Here is a 16,304-nt window from a genome sequence, read left to right as displayed (position 1 = left end):
GACATGGTACGGCTGGGATTCTTTGGCAGAGGCGACGTCGTCCACCGCAGGCTTGCCGCCGAGAGTGGCATGGACGTCGCCGATGGCATGTGCACCGGTGCGGCGGGGGAGGCGGTGCGCCCATGCTGACGCGCGTCATGCCCCAGGGGGACGAGGGGGCCGCGCAGGTGGCCCGTGCTGATGGGTACGCGGCCTTCGTGCGCGCGGCGGATGCGGCGTACCCGCGCCCCATTCCCAACGTCCTGGAGTTCAACGCGCCCGTGCACGAGAACTGGAACATCGTGCACACGGGCATGCTCGTGCCCGAGTGCCATCAGATATACGTCTGCGCCGACAACTGCCTGCGCGGGGTCGTGCTCACGGCCGCGGAGATGGGGATGTCTGACCGCTTCTCTGGCGTCGTCCTGGAGGAGAGGGACCTCTTGTGCGACAACCTGGAGTCCGTGACCATCGAGGGTGTCTCGGACGTCATCAGGCGTCTGCCCTACCGCCCGCGCGCGGTCATGATCTTCCTGGTGTGCCTGCACCACTCCATGGGCTGCGACGTCCGTTACGTGTACCGCGAGCTGGAGAGACGCTTCCCCGACATCTTCTTCATGCGCTGCTGGATGGATCCGATCATGCAGAAGACGGGCATCACGCCCGAGCAGAAGGAGCGCAAGGCCATGCTTGACGCGCTCCAGGAGCTTCCCATGGACAAGCGGCTCCTTGGCATCGTCTCGGACGACCTGCGCCTTCCGGATGACTCGGACATCGTGCGCCTGGTCCGGCGGGCCGGGTGGCGCGTGCTCCAGCTCCACGATGTTGGCAGCTTCGACGAGTACCTGTCGCTGGGTGCAAGTGCGCTCTTGCTCACACGCTCGTTCTTTGGGGCATGGGGGCTCGAGAAGACGGCCGATCGCTTGGGAAGGCGGTGGCTCTATCTTCCGCCCGCGCTTCTCTATGACAGCATCGACGAGGGGCTTGTCATCCTGGCGGACGCGCTTGGCTGCCCGGCACCCGGCACGGCGGACCTGCGCACCTCCTGCGACGTGGCCCTGGGCGCGCTCGCGGAGGAGCTCTCGGGGACGCCGGTCGCCATAGACTATGTTGCCATCAACCGTCCCTTGGAACTCGCCCGCCTCCTGCTCGGTCGTGGCATAAACGTGCGCCGCGTGTACGTTGATGCCGTGAGCGGGGAGGAGCGTGACACCCTGGAATGGCTGCGGGCGTGCGCCCCGGACCTCGAGCTGTGGAGCACCATCCACCCCACCCTGCGCCAGGAGTCGCGCGATGGCGGTGACAGCTGGCTGGCCGTTGGACCCAAGGCGGCGTGGTTCTGTGGGACCACGCACTTCGTGAACGTCATAGAGACGGATGGCATGTGGGGCTACTCGGCCATCCTCGGTCTCGTGCGCCTTATGCGCGAGGCATGGGCGGAGCGGAAGGACACGAGGGGGCTCGTCCCGCGCAAGGGACTTGGCATGCCCTGCTGCTGCCAGGTGCCAAGCGTGTCTCGTGCGGCGGGAGGTGCGTGCGCATGAGGCAGGCGTACCAGGCACTTCCCGTATACACCGGTGACATTTCGGGCGTGTGCTCGGCCCTCTTCGAGCTGGGCGGCATGGTCGTGATTCACGACCCCTCGGGCTGCAACTCAACCTACAACACGCATGACGAGATTCGCTGGTACGACCAGGACAGTCTCATCTTCATCAGCGGCCTCACCGAGTGCGACGCGGCCCTGGGAAACGACGAGAGGCTGGTTCGCGATGTGGTGGAGGCCGCGGATCAGACTCACCCGCGCTTCATCGTGCTGGTGAGTTCCCCCATACCCTTCCAGATCGGGACGGACCTCGCTGCCGTCGCACGCCTCGTCGAGGCCAGAAGCGGCGTTCCCACCCGTTGCGTGCCAACCAACGGTATGCACGACTACGTGCGCGGAGCCGGGCTTGCCCTCCAGCTTGTCGCGGGGCAGGTGATGGCGCCCCTCGGTGCCGATGCCGATGTCCGTCCCAGCGTGAACGTGCTGGGCATGACGCCGCTCGACTTTGCCGCCGAGGGAACGAGGGAGTCGCTGGTGGGTTGGCTCGAGGGGGCCGGCTTTCGGCTGCAGTCGTGCTGGGCCATGGGAGACACGCTTGACACCATCCTGGCGGCGGCACGTGCGGACGCGAACCTCGTGGTCTCCGCAACCGGCATGCGTGCCGCTCGTGTGCTCGAGAGGCGCCTTGGCATTCCCTACGTGGTGGGCTTTCCCGTGGGGACCTTTGCCGGCCGCCTTGAGCGCGCACTTCGCGACGCGCTGCGGGATGGGAGAAGCAGGCTCGCCTACCAGGACGTGCGGCGCGCAACCGTCGGGGAGCGCAGGGTGGAGGATTGCGTCCCCCTCATCGGCGAGCCGGTGTCCATGGGATCCATCGCCGCGGGCCTCGAGCTCGTGCGGGTTCCCACGCGCCTGGTCACCCCGCTCGAGGACACGCATGACCTCCTGGAGCCAAGTCTGTGGGACGTCTGTGCCCCTGGAGAGGAGCGCCTGCGGCAGGCCCTGGCGCAGGCGACGCTGATGGTGGGGGACCCGTTCCTCTCGGCGGTGTGCCCCCAAGGCGCCAGGTTCTGCGACCTTCCGCACCTCGCGCTCTCGGGTCGGCAGTGGTTGCACGAGATTCCGGACGTCGCAAGGCTCGACCCGTTGGAGCTGCTGGGAGGATCGCGTCTGGTAGGAAGTGCGACGCTTGTCGATCTCGAGATGGCTTCGAGGAGGGGGAGATCTCATGGGCATGAGCGACACGCCCTCGGCTGAGCGGGTGCACATCGGGTTCTTCGGCCGCAGGAACGCAGGCAAGTCCTGCGTCGTCAATGCCATCACGGGACAGGGCCTCTCGGTCGTGTCGGACACGCTGGGCACCACGACCGACCCGGTGCGCAAGTCCATGGAGCTCCTGCCGCTGGGTCCCGTCGTGGTCATCGACACGCCCGGCTTCGACGACGTGGGGACGCTCGGACAGAGGCGGGTGCACGCAACGCGTCGTGTGCTCGACCAGACCGACCTCGCCGTGCTCGTGGTGGATGCCACGCAGGGCCTTGGCGCATGCGACGAGCAGCTCATCGGTCTCTTCCGCTCGCACGACGTGCCCTATGTCGTGGCCTACAACAAGCGTGACCTGCTCGGTGCCCTCCCCGAGGCGGGAGCGCACGACGTGTACGTGAGCGGCCTCACGGGGGAGGGCATCGGCGCCCTCAAGGAGCGCATCGCCGCCATCGGGACGGCGGGCCACGACGTGCTGCCGATGCTTCTCGACCTCGTCGGCCCGGATGATCTCGTGGTGCTGGTCGTTCCCATCGACAAGGCGGCCCCCAGGGGCCGGCTCATCCTTCCCGAGCAGATGGCGGTGCGCGACGTGCTGGACGCCGGTGCCGAGTGCCTCGTGGTGCAGGAGGTGCGCCTGGGCAGGACGCTCGAGCGGATGGCCCCACGCAAGCCCACGCTCGTCGTCACGGACAGCCAGGTCTTTGGTTCCGTCTCGCGCGTCGTGCCCCAGGACGTGCGGCTGACGTCGTTCTCCATACTCATGGCCCGTCACAAGGGCCTGCTGGCCGGTGCGGTGGAGGGTGTGCGTGCGCTCGACGGCCTGGCGGATGGCGATCGCGTGCTCGTCTCGGAGGGGTGCACGCACCACAGGCAGTGCGACGACATCGGCACGGTCAAGCTCCCGCACTGGCTGGCCGAGCACACGGGATGCGACCTTGCGCTCGAGACCACGTCGGGGAGGGGCTTTCCCGATGACGTGACGCCCTATCGGCTGGTCATCCACTGCGGGGGCTGCATGCTCAACGCCCGCGAGATGGCGCATCGCGCGACCCAATGCGCCGGGCAGGGCGTTCCCATGACCAACTACGGCATCGCCATCGCCCACATGAAGGGCATCCTGCGACGCAGCCTGAGCCTCTTTCCCGACTTGGTCGCGACCCTGGACGCAGAGCCGCGCGACCACGACCGCGGCGTCTCCGATGACTTCGGCGACGGCCGTGCTCCAGCCAACGTGACCGCGCTCGTGACGGGTGCCGCGGCACGAGAGGTGTCGGCTCAGGGGGATGCGAGCGTCCGATGACGGGGAACGAGCGTCGCATACACGAGCTGCGCGAGACGCGCACGCTGGCGGCGGCCGAGCTGGCGGCGCTTCTTGCGACCATCACGCCGGCAGAGGAGCGGCAGCTCTATGCCGCCGCGCGCGCGGTGCGCGAGGAGCACTATGGCAAGGAGGTGTACCTGCGCGGCCTCATCGAGTTCACGAGCCACTGCAGGAACGACTGCCTCTACTGCGGGCTGCGCCGCAGCAATGCCCATGCAGAGCGCTACCGCCTTACCGAGGAACAGATCCTGGCATGCTGCGACGAGGGACACCGCCTGGGCTTTCGGACGTTCGTGCTGCAGGGTGGCGAGGATCCCGCCTACGCCGACGACACCCTGTGCGACCTGATCTCCAGGATGCGCGCCGCCCATCCCGACTGTGCGGTCACGCTCTCGATAGGCGAGAGACCGCGCGCGAGCTACGAGCGCTACTTCGCGGCGGGAGCCGAACGCTATCTGCTCCGCCAGGAGACGTCCAACCCCTGGCACTACGGCAAGCTCCATCCCGTGGAGCTCTCCCTGGCCAATCGCAAGCGCTGCCTGTATGACCTCAAGGACATCGGCTATCAGGTGGGCTGCGGCATCATGGTCGGCTCGCCCTATCAGACCTGGGGTCATGTCGTCGAGGACCTGCTCTGGATGCAGGAGTTCCGGGCGGACATGGTGGGTATCGGCCCCTTCATCCCGCATAGGGACACGCCCTTTGGGAACCACGCCGCTGGACCGATCGAGGACACGCTGCACCTGTTGGGCGTCATCCGCCTGATGCTGCCCGAGGTGCTGCTGCCTGCGACGACGGCACTGGGCACCATCGACCCCCTGGGTCGCGAGCGGGGGCTGCTCGCCGGGGCCAACGTGGTGATGCCCAACCTCTCACCGCGGGACGTGCGCAGCAAGTACCTGCTGTACGACGGGAAGATCTGTACGGGTGACGAGGCGGCCGAGTGTCGCCGCTGCATGGAGCGGCGCGTCGCGCGCGTGGGCTACCGTGTGGTGGAGAAGCGGGGCGACCATCCCTCGTGGCGCGATGCCGCCACCGAGCGCGACCTCGTGCGCCGCCTCGATGGCGGCGATGGTGGCCCGGGGGACGGCCAGGCGCGGTGCAGGGGGTGCGCAACGGCACCGGATGCGCTCGGGCAGCACGTTGAGGAGCTGCTGCGCACGACCTGACCGATGGCCTACTCCGCATCGAAGAACAGGTTGGAGAAGGCGGTCCTGCAGCTGACGCCGTCAAGCGCGCCGATGCGACCCGTGAGTGCGGAGGTCCTGTCCTGCGGGGCATCGACGGCGATGCTGATGACGCTGATGTCGCGCCTGTGGTAGGGGATGCCCATGCGACCGATGATGATGTCGGCAAACTCGTGGAGCAGCTCGTTGAGCGCCTCCACGGAAGCGGGATCCTCGACGATGATGCCAATGACGGCGACGCGTGACTGCATGGACACTCCCCCTGACCCGCGATGAGCCGGTGTTGCGTATGACTGCAGTATACGATGCGGGGAGCAGGTGGTCATCGGGTGGGGTCGCTGAGGGCCTGATTTTCAGACGTCTACCCAAGAGATCGCCCCAAATGTGCGTTCCTGTCGTCTCGCACGGCGTTTGACCCGTTGGGCCTTTTCGGAATGCGTTGAAACGTACACTTTGGGGCGGCACCCCGAGCAGCGGACCCATGAATGGTGCGCGCATCCCCCATGCTCCGTGGTTTTGTGCCGTACGAAGAGGGGTATAACGACCACCGATACATAGCGGTTGGCGTTTGCCCGACCTACGACCCAAAAAGGGGGCGCACACCACATGTTCGAGAAGTTCACAGACAAGGCGCGCAAGGTCATGAGCCTCGCGCAGGACGAGGCGCGCAGTCTCGGCAAGATGTACGTGGGCACGGAGCACCTGCTCCTCGCCCTCATCAAGGAGGGGGAGGGCATCGCCGCGCAGGCGCTCAGCAGCCTGGACGTCACCTACACGGAGACCCTCGCCACCGTCAGGGAGATCAGCTCCGAGGACAACCAGCCCGTTCCCGGGGGGCACATCCCCTTCACGCCGCGCGCCAAGCGCGTGCTGGAGGATGCCTATCGCGAGACCATGACGCGCAACCAGACCTACATAGCCACGGAGCACCTGCTTTTGGGCATCATCTCCGAGTCTGATGATCGCGCCATGACGGCGCTCTCGCGCATGGGCGTCTCGGCGGACGCCGTGCGCAACGCCGTCAACGAGCTCATCGACAAGAACGCCGACAAGCCCAAGGAAAGCCACCAGCAGCCTACCGGCGTGGGCTTTGGCCAGCAGTTCTTTAGCGGCATGGGCCAGGGGCCGCAGGGACAGCAGTCGGATGACTCCTCCACGCTCGAGCAGTATGGCCGTAACCTCACGCAGCTGGCGTCTGACGGCAAGCTCGACCCTGTCATCGGGCGCGACCGCGAGGTGGAGCGCGTCATGCAGGTGCTGGCGCGCCGCCAGAAGAACAACCCGCTCATCCTGGGTGACCCCGGCGTGGGCAAGACGGCCATCGTCGAGGGGCTCGCCCAGCTCATTGCCACGGGCAACGTTCCCGACATCCTGCGCGGGCGCCAGATCTGGACGCTCGACCTGGCGAGCCTCGTGGCGGGTGCCAAGTACCGCGGCGAGTTCGAGGAGCGCCTCAAGAAGGTCATCGCGGAGGTCATGGACAATAAGTCCATCATCCTCTTCATCGACGAGATCCACACCATCATCGGCGCGGGCTCCGCGGAGGGTTCCGTGGACGCGGCGTCCATCCTCAAGCCGCCCCTGTCGCGCGGCGAGATCCAGGTGATCGGCGCCACGACGGCGGAGGAGTATCGCAAGCACATCGAAAAGGACTCCGCCCTCGAGCGCCGCTTCCAGCCCGTCTTCGTGGGCGAGCCCTCGCCCGAGGACACGTTGGAGATCCTGCACGGCCTGCAGGGTGCCTATGAGAGGCACCACCATGTCAAGTATACCGAGGATGCCCTCGCGGCGGCCGTCACGCTGTCCAATCGCTACGTGCAGGATCGCTTCCTGCCCGACAAGGCCATTGATACCCTCGACGAGGCCGGCGCCCGCACCCGTGTGCACAAGATGACCCTGCCGCCCGAGCTGGCCCAGGTGGACGAGCAGCTCGCCCACATCAAGGAAGAGAAGGCCAAGGCCGCCCAGGCCCAGGAGTTCGAGGAGGCGGCTCGCCTGCGCGATCGCGAGAAGGAGCTCGCTGCCCAGCGCGACGAGCTCGAGACCGCGTGGCGCGAGAGCACCGATGCCGCCGTCACCGTCGTGGATGCCGACGCCATCGCCGACGTCATCTCCGACATCACGGGCGTGCCCGTCTCCAATCTCACCGAGGCGGAGGCGGTCAAGCTCCTGCGTTGCGAAGACGCCCTGCACCAGCGCGTCATCGGGCAGGACGAGGCCGTCACCAAGGTGGCCCGCGCCATCCGTCGTAGCCGCTCGCCCCTCAAGGACCCGCGTCGTCCCGGCGGCTCCTTCATCTTCCTCGGCCCCTCGGGCGTGGGCAAGACAGAACTCGCCAAGTCCCTCGCTGCGTTCCTCTTCGGCAGCGAGGATGCCCTCATCAGCTTCGACATGTCGGAGTTCATGGAGCGCCACACCGTCTCCAAGCTCGTCGGTGCCCCTCCGGGGTACGTGGGCTACGACGAGGGCGGCGAGCTCACCAAGGCCGTCCGCCGGCGTCCCTACTCCGTGGTGCTCTTCGACGAGATCGAGAAGGCCCACCCTGACGTCTTCAACGTGCTGCTGCAGATCCTTGACGAGGGCCGCCTCACGGACGGCCAGGGCCGCACCGTGGACTTCTCCAACACCGTCATCATCATGACGTCCAACATCGGTGCGCGTGACATCGCCCAGACCACCACCATGGGCTTCTCGGCCCAGGGCGCGTCCGGCCTCTCCGACAAGGAGATCAACTCCCGCGTGATGAGCGAGCTCAAGCGGCTCTTCCGTCCCGAGTTCCTCAACCGCGTGGACGAGATAGTGGTCTTCAAGTCGCTCACGGGTGAGCAGCTGCGCGGCATCGTGGACCTCATGGTGGCCGACCTGTGCAACCGCATGATCGCCCAGGGCATGTCCATCGAGCTCACGGATGGGGCCCGTGACCTCATCGCCAAGGAGGGCACCGACCCCATCTACGGTGCCCGCCCGCTTCGCCGCGCCATCCAGACGCTCATCGAGGACCCGCTTTCCGAGGAGCTGCTCCAGGGCACATGGAAGGCCGGAGACATCATCAAGGTGGATGCCGAGGGTGAGGGAGACGAGCGCAGGCTCACCTTCACCAAGGGCGAGGGCGAGATTCCCAAGATGACCGAGCACACCCATATGGATCTGCCCAAGGCGCGTGAGCATTGGGGGTCGTCTCCCGCCTCCCCCCATCGGGGCGACGCTGCCAGTGACACCGAAGGCGGTGTGCTCTCTGCGGAGTGACCTGAGCGGGAGGCGCTTTTCTGTGGATGAGGGCGACAGGTGCGAGCCGGCGCGCCGAGTGGCTCTATCGCCGCTCGGCGCGTGTCATATACTGGTCATGTGACAGACATGCCGACGCCCCATCGCGCCGGCTCCGGCAAGGGGGTTTGCATGGGAGACACCGTGGACATCGAGTGCGGCCCCAAGGACCGCGTGCACGATGCCATCAAGAAGACGGCGCCCGGAACCGCCCTGCGCCACGCGCTTGACATGATCATAGGCGGGAACCTGGGCGCCCTCATCTGCATAGGTGACACCGACCGCGTCATCAGCGCCGGTGGCGATGGTTTCAAGCTGGACATCTCGTTCACGGCGAACCGCCTCTTCGAGCTGGCCAAGATGGATGGCGCCATCGTGATCGACCGCGACCTCACGCAGATCCTGCGTGCCAACTACCACCTCAACCCCGACCCATCACTGCCCACCTCGGAGACGGGCATGCGCCACCGCACCGCCGCGCGCATGAGCCTGCTCACCGACGCGCTGGTCGTCTCGGTCTCGGAGCGCCGTCAGGTGGTCACGCTCTACATTGGGGGCAAGGGTTACCAGCTCAAGGGTGTCCCCGAACTCATGAGCACCGTCAACCAGCTGCTCGTCTCCATGCAGAGCACGCGTGCGCAGCTCGACCGCTCGCTGCTGCGCCTGACGACGCTCGAGCTGGACAACTACGTCACGATGTCCGACATCACGGAGACCATCTATCTCTTCGAGATGCTGACCACGATCTCCGATGAGCTGGACGAGTACATCCTGCGCCTGGGTACCGCGGGCAAGTCCATCAAGATGCAGCGCGACGAGTTCGTGGGTACCACCTCCGACGACTACACGCTCCTGCTGCGCGACTATGCGAAGGATGACCATTCCACCGAGCATGCGGCGGGTCTGCGGCGCGAACTGCACAAGACGGCCAACGAGAGCCTGCGCTCTCCCAAGCGCGTGGCGGAGTTTTTGGGTTACGAGGACCTCGAGGATGCCATTCTCAAGCCGTTGGGCCTGCGCACGCTCTCCAACGTCTCTGTGGTCCGCAAGGGTATGGCCGACAAGATCGTGGACGAGTTCGGCTCGCTCCAGCAGCTCATGGATGACATCGAGCGCAACCCCTCGCGTCTGGATGATGCCGGGGTCGAGAACCCCGGCATCCTGGCCAACAGCCTCTATCGCATGTGGGGCAAGCGCGCATGAGTGTCCCTGGCCTCACGCCCACGCCCTGCGTCCTGCCCCAGCGCCTCGCCGCGCCCGAGCGGTCGGCGGACACGTGCGCGCTCATCGTGGCCGGGGGTGTGGGGGAACGCTTTGGCGATGCGTGCGGCAAGCAGTACGTCGAGCTCTGCGGCCTGCCCATCGTGTGCTGGTCGCTCATCGCGTTCGACCGGGCTCCGTCCGTGGCGCAGATCGTGCTGGTGGTTGCCGAGGGGCGCCTGCAGGACGTGCGCAGCGAGGTGCTCCCGCGTGTGAGCCTGGACGCGCCCGTGGTGCTCGCCCGGGGTGGGGCCACGCGCCAGGACTCCGTGTCCGCGGGCCTTGCGGCCATGGACGAGACGCTCGCGCTCGTCGCCGTGCACGATGCCGCACGCCCGCTCATCGAGACCCCTGCCATCGAGACGTGCGTCGCTCGGCTTCGTGCGGACGAGGGGCTTGATGGCGCCATCTGCGCCGCGCGCTCCACGGACACCCTCAAGCTCGTGGAGGGCGAGACGGTGGTGGCCACGCCCGATCGCAGCTTCTACTGGGCGGCGCAGACCCCGCAGGCGTTTCGCACGCGCACGCTGAAGGCGGCGCATCGCGCGGCACGCTTTGACGACTACCGGGGGACCGATGATGCGTCGCTCGTGGAGCGACGCGGTGGCCGGATCGCCTGCGTCGAGACGTCCACCACCAACCTCAAGGTGACTCATCCCAACGACTTCCTCATTGCCCAGGCCTTCATGGAGGCGCGCCTCATGAGCGAGGGCTGTGGCATCAGCCCCATGGAAGGGGGCCTGTGATGCGGCTGCGCATCGGCCATGGCTTTGACGTGCACGCCTTCGCGGCGCCGGAGGATGGTCGCCCGCTCATGCTGGGGGGCGTCTCCGTGCCCGACGACCGCGGCCTCGCCGGTCACTCCGATGCGGACGTGGTCATCCACGCCCTGATGGACGCCCTGCTCGGTGCCCTGCGCCAGGGTGACATCGGCCAGCTCTTCCCCGATACGGATCCTGTCTATGCGGGTGCGGACTCTCGCAGGCTGCTGCGGCGCGTTGCCTACCTGGTGCGCGAGGAGGGCTGGCAGGTCGTGGATGCGGACTGCACCATTGCGGCGCAGGTTCCCAGGCTCGCCCCCTACCGCGCTGCCATGCGCATGGCCATGGCAGAGGCCCTGGGCATTCCCGTGGAGCACATGGGCGTGAAGGCGACCACCACCGAGCGCCTGGGCTTCGTGGGACGCGAGGAGGGCATCGCCGCCTGGGCCGTGTGCCTGCTGGGACGGGAATAGGGCCCATGACCATGGCAGTCGAGGCACGGGACCGCCCTGCTGCCGGCCGCATGGGGTGCGATGGCCTCCTCGTGGGACGCATGAGCCTGCGGCACCGTCTGCACGCGGAGGGGCGTGTGAGGAGGGCACCCGGCACGAGCGCTTTTTGTCTGGGCGCGAGGATGTGCCCGTGAGCCTGCCGGCAGGCATATGATATGGTATCGCGTGCCTGATGGGCAGGGGCAAAGGGGCCTCCGGCGGCGTGGATGCCGCACCCTTCCGGGAACGTGCCGGTGTGGTGTGGGAGGCCCGCGCCCAGCCGTCCAACGATCCCATGGCCTTTCGGCTCGGTGCCCGTGTCCGCGCCCATGCGCCATCCGCCCACAGGGGCGGAGGGCGCATGGGCCCTCATGCCTCGTCAGAAAGGAGGATCGGCTGATGAGGATACTGCTGGTGAACAAGTTCCACTACCGCAGGGGTGGCTCCGAGGCCTACTACTTCGCACTTGCGGAGGGCCTGAGGAGCAAGGGCCATGAGGTGGCGTGCTTCTCCATGCAGGACGACCGCAACCTTCCCTGTGAGCAGGCCAGGTACTTCGTCTCCCCAAGGGAGTACGACAAGCCCGCCTCCCTGACCCAGAGGCTGGGGTCCGCGACGTCTCTCATCTACTCGCGTGAGGCCAAGAGGAAGTTCGACGCCCTGTGCAGGGAGTTCAGACCCGATGTCATTCACCTCAACCTCGTGCACCGGCAGATCTCCTTCTCGATACTCGATGCACCGGCGGCCCAGGGCATCCCCGTGGTCTATACGGCTCATGACTACGTGCTCGTGTGCCCCGCCTACACCATGCTCGATGGTGGGGGAGCCGTCTGTGACGACTGCCTTGACGGGCACTTCATGCACTGTGCGCGAAAGCGCTGCGTGAAGTCCTCCCTTGCCAAGAGCGCGCTTGCCGTCGCGGAGGCGGAGTTCCTGCGTAGGCATGGGAGCTATGGGAAGGTGGGCCTCTTCATCGCCCCCTCCGTGTTCATGCGGGACAAGCTGGTCGAGGGCGGCATCCCTGCCCACAAGGTCGTCGCCATGCAGAACTTTGCGCCCGACGACCTCATGGAACGTGCCGGGGGTGCCGGGGATGCAACGGATCGCACACATCCGTACCTGCTCTTCTTTGGCAGGCTCTCGCATGAGAAGGGTGTCGAGCTGCTCGTCAGGGCCTTCCTGGCCGTGCTGCCGTCACTGCAGGGGGACTGGTCGTTGGTCATCGCCGGCGATGGTCCCCGTCGTGATGCGCTCCTCGAGCTGCTCGGCGAGGCCCAGGGCGCCGATCACGTGCGGCTTGTGGGCTCCAAGAGCGGGGATGAGCTGAGGCGGCTCGTACGGCAGGCATCCTTCGCGGTGGTCCCCTCCGTGTGGCGTGAGAACATGCCCTATTCGATCATCGAGGCGTTCGCCCAGGGCACGCCCGTCATCGGGACGCGCATAGGAGGCATTCCCGAGCTGGTGATGGGGGGGAGGACAGGCTGCTCCTGCGAGGCGGGGGATGTGGGATCGCTTGCGCAGGCGATCGGGAGGGCGACGAGCATGGACGTGACGGACTACCGTCACATGCAGGCAGCGTGCAGGAAGTACGTCCTCACCAGGTGCGACCAGGCCACGTACATAAGCGATCTCGTGGGCCGCTACGGGCGGCTGCGGGCCGGGGGATAGAGGAAGGCTGATGGCAGGAAGAAGAGTGGCCAGGGGCAACGAGAAGCTCAACGGCACGGTCATCGTGACCTACCGCTGCAACGCCCGCTGCACGATGTGCAGCCGCTACAAGGCGCCCTCGAGGCCAGAGGAGGAGATCTCCCTGGGGACGATAGCCAAGCTTCCCAGGATGTACTTCACCAACATCACCGGGGGTGAGCCCTTCATCAGGGAGGATCTCAAGGACGTCGTCCGGGAGCTCTACAAGAGGTCGGACCGCATCGTCATCTCGACGAACGGCTTCTTCACCGATCGCATCGTGGACCTCTGCAAGGAGTTTCCCGACATCGGCATCCGCATATCCATCGAGGGCCTCGAGCAGACGAACAACGAGATTCGCGGCCTGCAGGACGGGTATCAGCGGGGCTACTCGACGCTCAAGAAGCTCCGCGACATGGGGATGACCGACGTCGGCTTCGGCATGACGGTCCAGGATGCGAACGCCCCCGACCTCGTGCCGCTGTATCGCATCTCCAACGAGATGGGCATGGAGTTCGCCACGGCGTCGCTGCACAACAGCTTCTACTTCGTCGAGGCCAGGAACATCATCCACAACCGCCCGATGGTCGCGAAGAACTTCGAGGACCTGATCAACGAGCTCCTTGCCTCCAACGAGCCCAAGAAGTGGTTTCGGGCCTACTTCAACCATGGCCTGATCAACTACATCTACGGACAGCCCAGGCTGCTTCCCTGTGACATGAGCTACGACACCTTCTTCATCGACCCCTATGGCGACGTGATGCCCTGCAATGGCACCAAGAGCAAGGAGGTCATGGGCAACCTCAACGAGCAGACGTGGGATGAGGTCTGGAACAGCGTGCAGGCCGACGTGGTGAGGGGGAAGGTCAGGCACTGCGACCGCAACTGCTGGATGATCGGCTCCGTGTCGCCTGCCATGCGCAAGCACATCCTGACGCCCCTCAGGTGGGTCCTCGTGCACAAGTTCCTGAGGGCGGGCAGGAAGAAGAAGTACAGCATGTACGAGAACAAGGTGTGCCGGGACTATCGCGACGGGAAGCTCACCAAGGAGCAGCTGGATCGGTGCAGCACCTGTGACCATGGGGCCGTGGCCGACAACGGCCTGAGCGCGGCCTCCCTGGAGCAGCTGAGACACCGGACGGGCGAGGAGATCGTGGGCGACGACCTCAAGGGGCAGCTGGGGAACACGCGGTGAACATCCTCTACGTGGCATACTCCTGCGACCCCTACGCAGGCAGCGAGGACAAGATCGGATGGAGCGTCCCGTTCGAGAGCGCACGCTCGAACCGTGTCCATGTGCTGACCAAGGAGGAGCAGCGCGAGCCGATAGAGAGGTACCTGGCGGCGCACCCGGCGTGCGACATCCGCTTCCATTACGTGGACATCCCGCCCGTGTGCAAGAGGCTCCTTGGGGAGTCCCTCTATTCCGGGCGCCTGGGTATCTGGAACAGGCGTGCCTACGCCACGGCCGCGCGCATCTGCGCCTCTGAGGCGATAGACCTCATCCACCAGGTCACCCCCGTCGAGTTCAGAGCCATCGGCGACTATGGCAGGATTGGGAACGTGCCCTTCGTGTGCGGGCCCGTGGGAGGTGCCGAGTACATACCGCCGGGGCTCAGGGGCTATGCCCAGGGGCACGAGGCGCAGGAGCTCGTGCGTCGGGCCGCCAATGCGCTCAGCCGGTGGCACCTGGCCACGTCGGGCGTGTTGGGCAGGGTTGACCATGTGCTGTTTGCCAACAGGGAGACGCAGGACTATCTAGGGGACCTCTGTGGGGGCCAGGATGCCAGGCCGTATCCAGAGATTGGCGTGGGGGAGCAGGAGCTTGCGCGGCGACGCCGTCGGCGGCACGATGGCTGCACGATTCTCGTTGCTGGGAGGCTCGTCTATCGCAAGGGTCACGACCTCTTGTTGGACGCCCTTGCCGGGCTACCGGCTGACGTGCGCTGCGAATGTCGCATCGTGGGCGACGGACCCTGTCGGGAGGCCCTCGGGCGCCGCTGCCAAGGGGACGCACGGCTGCGGGATCGTGTCGTGCTGACCGGCACAGCATCCTTCGAGGGGATGACGGAGGAGTACCAGAACGCTGACGTGCTGGTCATGCCAAGCCTGCGCGAGACCTCGGGGAGCGTCGTGCTGGAGGCCATGGCCCGTGGCCTGCCGGTCATCACGATAGGTCGCTTCGGCGGTGCCGAGATGGTGGATGCCGGCGTGGGCTGGCTCTATGCGGGGACGGACCAGGGCTCCTACGTGCGCTCGCTGCAGGAGGCCCTGATCGAGTGCATCGCCTCGCCCGAGGAGCGCGAGCGTCGGGGCGGCAGGGCGCGCGGAAGGGCCGAGCACTACACCTGGGGGACGAAGGTCACTCATTACCAGGACATCTACGACAGGCTGGTGCCGGGCGAGCGTACCTAGGCCCAGCGTGCGCCGCACTCACTTGAGTGCGGCGCATATGACGTACAGCAGGTCGACAGCCCTATGCTCCATAAGGAAGGCAAGCAGGCGCAGCTTGGGGGGGTATCGCCGCATGGGGTAGCGACGCACTCGCTCCGTCAGGAACCCATCTGAGCAGATCCGCCTCATGTTGGCCCGAGCGACGCGCCATGGTTGGCACCTGACCTCGGCATAGAGGCACTGGCGGGCCCGTCCCAGAAAGCTCCTGTCCAGCCTGTCCTGCGCGTCCAGCCCCAAGGCGGTGCAGCGTCTCTCGAGCTCCTGGTACAGCCTTCGATCCATCTCAAAGCGATCGCCTCGGTACGCCGTGGTGAGGGACGACCCGTTCTCGCAATAGTAGTAGTAGTCACAGTCACTGATGGCCACCCGCTGCGCGTGCGGGTAGTAGTCGAGGTCAAAGATGAGGTCCTCGGAGATGAGCTGCCTCTCGGAGCAGAATCGGATGTCGTTGTCACAGATGATCTTTCGGGAATAGATCCCCAACCACACCGACATCATCTGGTACATGTCATCAGGATAGCCGACCGGACTCCCCAGCATTCCCCTCAGTACGGTAGTGAGTATCTCGGTGCTGCCCGTGAACACGCTGCCCCCCAGGGGGTTCTGCCCCTGGCGGGACGAGCCGTCACCTCTGACCCTGGCATAGGCGCCCAGCACGGTATCGGCACCATGTCTGCAGGCGATGTCATAGAGACTCTCCAGGCCCGTCCGTGCGATGTAGTCATCCGAGTCGACGAATGCGACATAGTCGCCTCGCGCGCGGAGGAGGCCAGTGTTCCTGGCCATCCCCAACCCCTCGTTCCTCTTGTGGATCACCGTGACGTTCGCATGCTCCCGTGCGTACCTATCGCAGATCTGCGGGCACGCATCCGGCGACCCATCGTCGACGAGTATGATCTCGAGCTGTCTGAGGGTCTGCCCCAACAAGCTCTCGATGCACCGTCCCAGGTACCGCTCCACTCCGTACACGGGGACGATCACGCTGACCTTAACCGTGCCGGCCATCTGTCCCACGCCGTCTCATGGGAATCTCCTATCGTTGTCGCTGGCTGCACGATACCATGACGGCGCACGTCACGACCGTGGCACCCG

Annotated in this window: 14 protein-coding genes; 12 read left to right on the top strand and 2 right to left on the bottom strand. The window is 66.2% G+C overall.

Features of this window, described 5'->3' with window-relative positions; genetic code table 11:
* The first annotated feature begins 3 nt into the window (after positions 1-3).
* The 5 genes from HMPREF1316_RS14925 to hydE are packed head-to-tail and all read left to right on the top strand — an operon-like array spanning position 4 to position 5,278.
* The gene (locus tag HMPREF1316_RS14925) at positions 4-129 is read left to right on the top strand and encodes a hypothetical protein (RefSeq protein ID WP_021727127.1); all 126 of its coding nucleotides are present in this window, start codon (positions 4-6) and stop codon (positions 127-129) included.
* The gene (locus HMPREF1316_RS11185) at positions 123-1,523 is read left to right on the top strand and encodes a hypothetical protein (protein ID WP_021727142.1); all 1,401 of its coding nucleotides are present in this window, start codon (positions 123-125) and stop codon (positions 1,521-1,523) included. Before HMPREF1316_RS14925 ends, HMPREF1316_RS11185 begins: the two co-directional genes overlap by 7 nt.
* Positions 1,520-2,779, top strand: coding sequence for a nitrogenase component 1 (locus HMPREF1316_RS11180; protein WP_021727087.1), 1,260 nt, complete (start codon positions 1,520-1,522; stop codon positions 2,777-2,779). The genes HMPREF1316_RS11185 and HMPREF1316_RS11180 overlap by 4 nt, the downstream gene beginning before the upstream one ends.
* On the top strand, positions 2,751-4,088 hold the full coding sequence (hydF, locus tag HMPREF1316_RS11175; RefSeq protein WP_021727161.1) for a [FeFe] hydrogenase H-cluster maturation GTPase HydF: 1,338 nt from the start codon (positions 2,751-2,753) through the stop codon (positions 4,086-4,088). The genes HMPREF1316_RS11180 and hydF overlap by 29 nt, the downstream gene beginning before the upstream one ends.
* Positions 4,085-5,278, top strand: coding sequence for a [FeFe] hydrogenase H-cluster radical SAM maturase HydE (gene hydE, locus HMPREF1316_RS11170; RefSeq protein WP_021727063.1), 1,194 nt, complete (start codon positions 4,085-4,087; stop codon positions 5,276-5,278). Before hydF ends, hydE begins: the two co-directional genes overlap by 4 nt.
* Before the next feature lie 8 nt (positions 5,279-5,286).
* Here hydE and HMPREF1316_RS11165 read toward each other — a convergent pair whose 3' ends face one another.
* A complete protein-coding gene (locus HMPREF1316_RS11165) occupies positions 5,287-5,547 on the bottom strand; it encodes a TM1266 family iron-only hydrogenase system putative regulator (RefSeq protein ID WP_021727062.1) in 261 nt (86 codons plus the stop codon).
* A 355-nt stretch (positions 5,548-5,902) separates the two neighbouring features.
* Here HMPREF1316_RS11165 and HMPREF1316_RS11160 point away from each other — a divergent pair, with 355 nt between their 5' ends.
* The 7 genes from HMPREF1316_RS11160 (at position 5,903) to HMPREF1316_RS11130 (ending at position 15,173) form a co-directional block, all read left to right on the top strand.
* Positions 5,903-8,542 (top strand): ATP-dependent Clp protease ATP-binding subunit, encoded by a 2,640-nt coding sequence (locus tag HMPREF1316_RS11160; RefSeq protein ID WP_021727123.1) that lies wholly within the window; start codon positions 5,903-5,905, stop codon positions 8,540-8,542.
* A 150-nt stretch (positions 8,543-8,692) separates the two neighbouring features.
* Complete coding sequence (gene disA, locus HMPREF1316_RS11155) at positions 8,693-9,763, top strand: DNA integrity scanning diadenylate cyclase DisA (protein ID WP_021727106.1); 1,071 nt, start codon at positions 8,693-8,695, stop codon at positions 9,761-9,763.
* On the top strand, positions 9,760-10,566 hold the full coding sequence (ispD, locus tag HMPREF1316_RS11150) for a 2-C-methyl-D-erythritol 4-phosphate cytidylyltransferase (RefSeq protein WP_021727102.1): 807 nt from the start codon (positions 9,760-9,762) through the stop codon (positions 10,564-10,566). The genes disA and ispD overlap by 4 nt, the downstream gene beginning before the upstream one ends.
* Positions 10,566-11,054 carry a 2-C-methyl-D-erythritol 2,4-cyclodiphosphate synthase gene (gene ispF / locus HMPREF1316_RS11145; RefSeq protein WP_021727073.1) on the top strand — a complete coding sequence of 163 codons (489 nt, stop codon included), beginning with the start codon at positions 10,566-10,568 and terminating at the stop codon, positions 11,052-11,054. The genes ispD and ispF overlap by 1 nt, the downstream gene beginning before the upstream one ends.
* 417 nt (positions 11,055-11,471) lie before the next feature.
* The gene (locus HMPREF1316_RS11140) at positions 11,472-12,740 is read left to right on the top strand and encodes a glycosyltransferase (RefSeq protein ID WP_021727138.1); all 1,269 of its coding nucleotides are present in this window, start codon (positions 11,472-11,474) and stop codon (positions 12,738-12,740) included.
* Positions 12,741-12,750: 10 nt separating this feature from the next.
* Positions 12,751-13,953 carry a radical SAM protein gene (locus HMPREF1316_RS11135; protein ID WP_021727140.1) on the top strand — a complete coding sequence of 401 codons (1,203 nt, stop codon included), beginning with the start codon at positions 12,751-12,753 and terminating at the stop codon, positions 13,951-13,953.
* Complete coding sequence (locus tag HMPREF1316_RS11130; protein WP_021727145.1) at positions 13,950-15,173, top strand: glycosyltransferase family 4 protein; 1,224 nt, start codon at positions 13,950-13,952, stop codon at positions 15,171-15,173. The genes HMPREF1316_RS11135 and HMPREF1316_RS11130 overlap by 4 nt, the downstream gene beginning before the upstream one ends.
* 18 nt (positions 15,174-15,191) lie before the next feature.
* Here HMPREF1316_RS11130 and HMPREF1316_RS11125 read toward each other — a convergent pair whose 3' ends face one another.
* On the bottom strand, positions 15,192-16,217 hold the full coding sequence (locus HMPREF1316_RS11125; protein WP_021727147.1) for a glycosyltransferase: 1,026 nt from the start codon (positions 16,215-16,217) through the stop codon (positions 15,192-15,194).
* Positions 16,218-16,304 lie beyond the last annotated feature (87 nt).

The sequence above is a fragment of the Olsenella profusa F0195 genome (assembly GCF_000468755.1).
Lineage (GTDB): Bacteria > Actinomycetota > Coriobacteriia > Coriobacteriales > Atopobiaceae > Olsenella_F > Olsenella_F profusa.
Note: the sequence above shows the minus strand (reverse complement) of the source record. Positions and strands in the feature narration are given on the sequence as shown.